General features: G+C 47.7%; 7 protein-coding genes. 4 read left to right on the top strand and 3 right to left on the bottom strand.

The genetic code is table 11. The annotated features are described in order from the left end of the window. The first annotated feature begins 203 nt into the window (after nt 1-203). Both EA408_01535 and EA408_01530 read left to right on the top strand, forming a co-directional pair. Nucleotides 204-911 (top strand): hypothetical protein, encoded by a 708-nt coding sequence (locus EA408_01535; GenBank protein ID TVR74888.1) that lies wholly within the window; start codon nt 204-206, stop codon nt 909-911. A 96-nt stretch (nt 912-1007) separates the two neighbouring features. After that, on the top strand, nt 1008-1856 hold the full coding sequence (locus EA408_01530; protein ID TVR74887.1) for a sensor histidine kinase: 849 nt from the start codon (nt 1008-1010) through the stop codon (nt 1854-1856). Between the two features lie 94 nt (nt 1857-1950). Here EA408_01530 and EA408_01525 read toward each other — a convergent pair whose 3' ends face one another. Next, nucleotides 1951-2376, bottom strand: a complete 426-nt coding sequence (locus EA408_01525; GenBank protein TVR74886.1) for a hypothetical protein — start codon at nt 2374-2376, stop codon at nt 1951-1953. A 12-nt stretch (nt 2377-2388) separates the two neighbouring features. Next, a complete protein-coding gene (locus EA408_01520; GenBank protein ID TVR74885.1) occupies nt 2389-2955 on the bottom strand; it encodes a sigma-70 family RNA polymerase sigma factor in 567 nt (188 codons plus the stop codon). A 111-nt stretch (nt 2956-3066) separates the two neighbouring features. Between EA408_01520 and EA408_01515 the strand changes: the two genes are divergently transcribed. Beyond that, nucleotides 3067-3417, top strand: a complete 351-nt coding sequence (locus EA408_01515; protein TVR74884.1) for a hypothetical protein — start codon at nt 3067-3069, stop codon at nt 3415-3417. 175 nt (nt 3418-3592) lie between these two features. After that, a complete protein-coding gene (locus EA408_01510) occupies nt 3593-5665 on the top strand; it encodes a S9 family peptidase (protein ID TVR74883.1) in 2073 nt (690 codons plus the stop codon). Nucleotides 5666-5720: 55 nt separating this feature from the next. Here EA408_01510 and EA408_01505 read toward each other — a convergent pair whose 3' ends face one another. Next, nucleotides 5721-6920 (bottom strand): mannitol-1-phosphate 5-dehydrogenase, encoded by a 1200-nt coding sequence (locus EA408_01505; protein TVR74882.1) that lies wholly within the window; start codon nt 6918-6920, stop codon nt 5721-5723. Between the last annotated feature and the right edge of the window lie 38 nt (nt 6921-6958).

Raw genomic sequence — 6958 nt, 5'->3', positions numbered from 1 at the left:
CTTCACCAGGCAGGCATGGACCCGATAAGGAACACGGTGTAATTCCCGGCCTCAGGCAGAGGTTGCGTAGCCGGATAATAAGGTCGGGGACTGCAAATGCATGCAAAATAATAATTCAAATATATATTAATCAATAAATTAGTGTACTGATGAATAATCAAATTGACTATTCGGAACTGATAGACCGGTATCTGAATAACAAAATGAAGCAGGATGAGCTGAAATGGTTCACCAGGGAGATGGATAGTTACCCCTCCCTGGCAGAGGAAGTGAGGTTACAGAAGGAGGTAGGCGAGGCTATCCTGAACGAAGAGACCCTGGAATTCAGAGCGCAGATCAGCAGCCTGTTTGAAAAGGAAACTGCTGGCCAGACAAGAATAAGGACAAGGAAATACCTTATTCCCGGAGCTGCGCGGATAGCGGTTGCCTCACTGGCCGCCCTGATCATGCTTGGAACAGGTATCTGGTTCTATACACACAGGACCATTGAACCGGACAGGTTGTTTGAGATGTATTATGAGCCGTATGACGGACTCATGAATGTACGTTCAGGCAACTCACAGGTTGCAGATCTGCTTGTCTCGGCCATGCAAAAGTATGAGACGGGTGAATTCGAATCAGCACTCCTGATGTTCGAAACAGTTCTTGCCAACGACAGGAACAATATTACTTCAAGGTTCTACTCAGGTATCTCCTACATGGAGACTGACCGGTTCTCGGTAGCTGAAAGTTCATTTACAGGTGTCATTGACCATAAGGACAACCTGTTCATTGAGCATGCCGAGTGGTACCTGGGTCTCTGCTACCTTAAAACTGGCAAGATCGACGAAGCTGAAAAACTGCTGACAGCTATTGCTGAAACCGACGGTTATTACAGCAGGCAGGCCAGGCGTATCAGCAGGAACCTTTAAGTAATTCCAGAACCATAACCTTAGGGCTTACCGGTCACATCATACCTTTTTGGGGTACGTTGTCCTGGGCAGGCCGGATTATCGACAACCGTGAAAATGCACAAGGAAGAAGAGAACAATATACTGAGGGACAGGATTTCTGGTCTAGAGTCGGATCTTGATGCAATGAGCACAAGGATCAACAGCCTGCAGTCTGCAATCCTGTCAAATATCAGCCATGATATCAGGACGCCCATGAATGCAATAGTGGGTTTTGCCAACCTGTTAATGGCTGAAAGACTTGATGATAATGAGAGGGATGAGTGTATCCGGCAGATAAATGCAAACAGCATAGACCTTCTTGAGATTGTTGACAATATGATAGATGCATCCCTGCTCCAGAGCGGCGACATGAAACTGTCGCCGGGGGAGTGTTGCCTGAATGACCTGATGGATGACCTGTACTCCATGTGCAGGGATCTGTCCTGTACCCGCCAGAAGCAGTTGAACATTATTGTTACCAAAGGCGGCGATGATGGCTGCTGCGTCATGGCAGACCACCGGCGCCTTAAGCAGGTGTTGTGGAGTCTGATAGGTAATGCGGTTAAATATACTGAAAAGGGACACGTGGAATTTGGCTACAGGGAAACGGACAATTTTGATGCAGAATTCTTTGTAAAAGACACAGGAATTGGCCTGAGCACCCATGATGAAGAGGTACTCTTCACACCGTTCAGAAGCAAGCTAATTGGTAAGAAAGGGACTAATGCAAAAGGAGCGGGACTCGGACTGGCTGTCTCAAAGAACCTTGTTGAGCTTATGGGTGGACGAATGTGGCATGAATCATCGCCCGGAAAAGGGACATGTTTCTACTTTTCCCTGCCCGGCAGGAGAAAATCATACTTGAAGAGAAAACTTGAACAGATAAATACAGCGGCAAAACGAAGTATTGCCAGCATATTCTAAAAAGACTGCCCGGCAATTTCCCTCATTCATCCCGTATGAAAGGTTAGCACCCAAGTCAACCAGGGAAAGGGCAGTTTTTTTTCTTTTTACCATTTCATTTCCGACCGGATAGCCCGTTGGAACGCAGTTTCATGCTTAACGGCAGATCTATGATCAATATTAATATCAAGGCTGCTGCAATTAAAGGCAGCAGAGGGGCCTGCGGAATTTCAACCCGGTAGGAAGGGAACAGCCCGGTAATTTTTTCAAACAGCAGGACCAGTCCGGCATAAACCAGCTCCAGCAAAGGCAAAATGTGCAAGACCGCCCAAGACCAGACCCCGGTAAAATAAACAGATAGTACCGCAATTACTGATACAGGTATCCACCACCATTCAGGATAATTTCTTTCTTCCCTCTGAACAACCGGTCCGGCAACAACCTGCTCCATAACCCTATGTGTGAAATCCCCTGAGGTTTCCTCCAGCGGGACCTTGCGGAACAGTGACCTGATCATATCATCTTCTTTTGTTCTTTCCATTGCATTGTGCTTTTATGCCCGGGCCTCATCAGCAACCTGGCGGCTTATCAGTTCATGAAGTTTCTTTCTTGCACGGTGAAGCCGGACCTTTACATTTGACGGCGTCATTCTTGCTATAGCTGCTATATCGTCAATACTGCTATCCTGATAATAATAAAGCGTGATCATTGCCTGCTCCTCTTCCGGCAGGGTGCTTAAAGCTTCCCGGAGGGCCAGGACCATCGCCTCATTCGCTTCCGCATCCCCCTCTTCTGTCAAACCGGCGTACTTCATTACAACGGCCTCCCCCTGATCAGACACTATCTCTCTTTTTCTTTTGCGGTAATGAGAAACCGAGCTGTTGTAGACAATTCTGAACAGCCATGTAGAGAACCGGGCACTTCCCCTGAAAGAACCGAGGGACCGGAAAGCCTTTACAAATGAGTCCTGCGCAACCTCCTCTGCATCTTCACGGCTGCCTAGAATCCTGAGGGATATATTAAAAGCCATGGTTTTGTACCTGTCGACCAGCACTGCGTAGGCAGAGGTGTCTCCGCTGAGCACCTTCCCAATATAATAACTGTCATCCCTCTGTTCCATATTTACCGGTATGACGATCAGTTTACCCGGAGGTTACATATTATAATGCAAAAATAAATCAAAAATTGGCTGATATTTTTGTAACCGGCAATAAAATAGTGCGTCATACGGGTGAATATTAATCTTAAAAACTCAAAAACCATGGATTTAACTCCCGTATTAATTCTTGGGGTAATTTTCGGCGCAATTGTGATGCTGGTTTATCTCAATATCAGGAAGAAGGAGAGGATGGCTCTTATTGAAAAAGGTGCCGATGCTTCAATATTTGCAGCAAAACCGGATTCGTCACCCACGCTTAAGTGGGGTATTTTTTTGAGCGGACTGGCCATCGGTCTCCTGGTAGGCTACCTGCTGGAAACTTATGCCGGTATGCACCAGGAAATTGCCTATTTTTCAATGCTCTTCCTTTTCGGCGGAATAAGCCTGATCACCTACCATCTTATCGAGAGGAGAAAAGGCTGAATGCCCCTGCCGGCAATAACGGCACAAGGCCTTCCGGATTGACCGGGAGGCCTTTTTCATGTTTGCCGGAAATCGATATAATGGAACGGAACCAGTGAAATAAATATGTATTTTTGCCGTACGAAAACTTAATCAAACAAAACATATAAAGATGAGAATTAAACCAATTTGTCTTATGCTTGCATTTTCGATCATTGCCGGTGCTGCTACCGTCTTTTCGCAGGATAACCAGAATGATGACCCATTTATCTGGCTTGAAGAGGTTGAAGGGGAAAAAGCCCTTGAATGGGTGGAGGAGAAAAACCGCCAAAGCCTGGGTATCCTGAAGTCTGACAGGAATTACGGGGACTTCTACGCCCGGAGCCTGGAGATTCTTAACTCGCGCGACAGAATTGCTTCACCATCGATCACAGGTGATTTCATCTACAACTTCTGGCAGGATGCTGAACATGTAAGAGGCATCTGGAGAAGGACCCCAAAGGATAAATACCTGGCGGGCGAGCCTGATTGGGAGATCATCCTGGATATTGATGAAATGTCTGAAAAGGATGGCGTGAACTGGGTTTTTGGAGGAGCAAGCGGACTGTATCCCGACTATAAACGGTTCATGGTGTCATTGTCACGCGGAGGCGGCGATGCAGTCGTTCGGAGGGAGTTTGACATGACCACCAGATCATTTATTGAAGATGGTTTTTATGTCCCTGAGGCAAAAGGAGGATTGAGCTGGCTGGACGAAAACACACTTCTTATATCGACTGAACTGGGCGAAGAGACCATGACAACCTCAGGATATCCAAGGCAGGTAAGGCTCTGGAAAAGGGGGACGGCTCTTGAAGACGCCCCCGTTCTATTTGAGGGTGAAAAAGAGGATGTGTCATCCTACGGGTTCGTAATTAACAGAAGTGAAAGGCAATATGTGATGTTCGGCAGAGGGATCACCTTCTATACTTCCGAATACTTTGCATACGAAAATGGAGAAATTATCAGACTGGATATCCCTGAAGATGCCAACCTTGTGAACATCCTGAATAACCAGGTGATCATAGATCTTAAGTCGGACTGGCAGGCGGGCAACCAGCTTTTCAGACAGGGATCGCTGGTAAGTATAACATACGAAGACCTTCTCAACAGCAGGCATGACCTTACACTTATCGTTGAACCTGATGATAGGTCCAGCGTGAGATCTGTGTCAGCCAGCTACAGTAAACTTATCGTTAATATGCTCAATAATGTAAGCAGTGAGCTATACATATATGACTATGAAAACGGGAGCTGGAATTCAACCAGGGTTGATGCACCGGCTTACGGATCAATCTCGACAGGATCGGTCTCTAATTTCAGCGATGAATACTTTTTCTGGTACCAGAACTTCCTGACACCTTCCACCCTCTATTTCGCCAATGCAAGGGAGAATTCAATCAGTAAGATGCAATCGCTCCCGGAATTCTTCAATGCAGAGAACCTGCGTGTATGGCAGTATGAAGCTGTATCGGCCGACGGGACAATGATACCCTATTTTGTGGTAGGTCGCAAGGATATCGAATACAATGGGAAGAATCCAACACTTCTCTATGCATATGGTGGGTTTGAAGTATCTATGCTTCCCTCCTACTCTTCAGTAATGGGCAAACTATGGCTGGAAAACGGAGGGGTGTATGTTCTTGCCAACATCAGGGGCGGCGGTGAATTCGGCCCCAATTGGCACCAGGCCGGTCTTAAGGAGAACAGGCAGAGGGTGTTCGACGACTTCCATGCAGTGGCGGAAGCTCTTATGGCAAGAGGCATAACCTCCTCTGCACATCTTGGTATCCAGGGCGGAAGCAATGGCGGACTCCTCGTGGGAGCCGCTTTTACCCAGCGCCCTGACCTGTACAATGCAGTGATATGCCAGGTACCTCTTCTGGACATGAAACGGTATAATAAACTCCTGGCAGGAGCGAGCTGGATGGGTGAATACGGCAACCCCGATATTCCCGAAGAATGGGAATATATAAAAGAATATTCGCCCTATCACAACCTGGCCCTGAACCAGGATTATCCTGTCGTGTTCTTCACCACATCGACCAGGGATGACAGGGTCCACCCCGGGCATGCCAGGAAGATGGTAGCAAAAATGGAGGATATGGGCTACAGGGTTTACTATTATGAAAATACCGAGGGAGGGCATGCCGGCGCATCCACCAACGAGCAGCGGGCAATGGGAGCCGCTCTCAATTACACCTACCTCTGGATGAAACTTGCTGAATAACGCGGTGCAGGGAGTCGACCGGCACTGTGATGGCTGACGAAACTGAAATCGTTTATTAATACCGGAGCCGGCAGGATTTAATGCCGGTCATCAAAATCCTTCTCGGTCTCTGCAAGCCACATACAGTTTTCATTATGTGAAAAGTGCCCTTTGCCGCTTCGGCAAAAAACCTGGTATCATCGGGGTGATACCTGCCATCCAGGTCTTTTGCCCTGAATGATACGGCAGCAATAACAGCATTAAGGATAAGGTCATGCTCCTTGCCAAGTTTGATGGCTGCTTTTAAGGGAGCGATCAGCCTGTCGTCAGGGCCCAGTTTCCTGAAAAGGTCACATCCCGCCCTGAACAGTGTGTCTCTGAGTGCGCGGTTCCTGAACCTGTGCAGGAGGTCATCAATATGGCCGGTCAGTTCACCGGATGAAAACTCCCCGGGATGAAGCGCCATTAATATGGCGGCTGACTGCAGCATGGTGCTCCTGACAGTATTGAGCAGCTTCCCGTCATCAAGAACCTCATAAAGGTATACAGCATCAGGAAATTCCTGGTATCCCAGGTATGCAGCAGATGAATGCCCAAGGTTATGTATGAACAGTTTGCGATCAACCCAGGCCCTGATGTTCTCTTTAGGCTCAAGGCCGGAAATGGCGGGGACAGGGTTCAGGAATGCACTCCTGTCCACTATCAGCGAGTTGTAAGGCTCAGCAACGACCAGGAGGCTGGCCTCTCCATGTTGCCCGCCAGCCCCAGTACCGGTATCAAATGGCGCCATCTTCCCGATGCTTGTCTCTACAAGTCCCACAAGCTTATCCAGCGGGTAATCATGGGACAAGTGGCTGATAAGCTGTTCTGCCATAAAACGACCTGCATTACGCATATTCTCTGCCAGTATGATATCAAGCGGCCGGTCTCCAGATTTCTCTCTTCTCAAGATCAAGGCTTGCGCAATAAGCGGTGCAACGTGAGGCAATCCCGTCTGTCCGACCGAAACGGCAGAAATTTCGGCAGCGGAGAGCTCCTCAATCACTGTTTCCTTATCATCAGCATGAATTCCCCTTACATTACCGATCAAAATTGCGGAGTCGCCTTCATCACTTCTGGCGATAACCTTATACCTGCCATACCTGTTGAGATTTTCAACAAGCTGACTGTCGGTGTCGACAAACACTACCTCATAACCGGAAGTCCCGAAAAGCTGCCCTATAAAAGAACGTCCTATTTTCCCGGCACCAAAAACAACAATTTTCCCGTGCTTCATTACAACCTTTATTTAACAAGCGGCCGACTTTAATTAAT

The sequence above is a fragment of the Marinilabiliales bacterium genome (assembly GCA_007695015.1).
GTDB lineage: Bacteria > Bacteroidota > Bacteroidia > Bacteroidales > PUMT01 > PXAP01.
The sequence above is the reverse complement of the archived record's forward strand: the minus strand, read 5'-3'. Positions and strand labels throughout refer to the sequence as shown.

Excerpts from the sequence above, each read along its gene's own strand:
- EA408_01510 (TVR74883.1), top strand. The coding sequence starts at position 3,593 with ATGCTTGCATTTTCGATCATTGCCGGTGCTGCTACCGTCTTTTCGCAG.
- EA408_01535 (TVR74888.1), top strand. The coding sequence starts at position 204 with ATGAAGCAGGATGAGCTGAAATGGTTCACCAGGGAGATGGATAGTTAC.
- EA408_01520 (TVR74885.1), bottom strand. The coding sequence starts at position 2,955 with ATGGAACAGAGGGATGACAGTTATTATATTGGGAAGGTGCTCAGCGGA.
- EA408_01525 (TVR74886.1), bottom strand. The coding sequence starts at position 2,376 with ATGGAAAGAACAAAAGAAGATGATATGATCAGGTCACTGTTCCGCAAG.
- EA408_01530 (TVR74887.1), top strand. The coding sequence starts at position 1,008 with ATGCACAAGGAAGAAGAGAACAATATACTGAGGGACAGGATTTCTGGT.
- EA408_01505 (TVR74882.1), bottom strand. The coding sequence starts at position 6,920 with ATGAAGCACGGGAAAATTGTTGTTTTTGGTGCCGGGAAAATAGGACGT.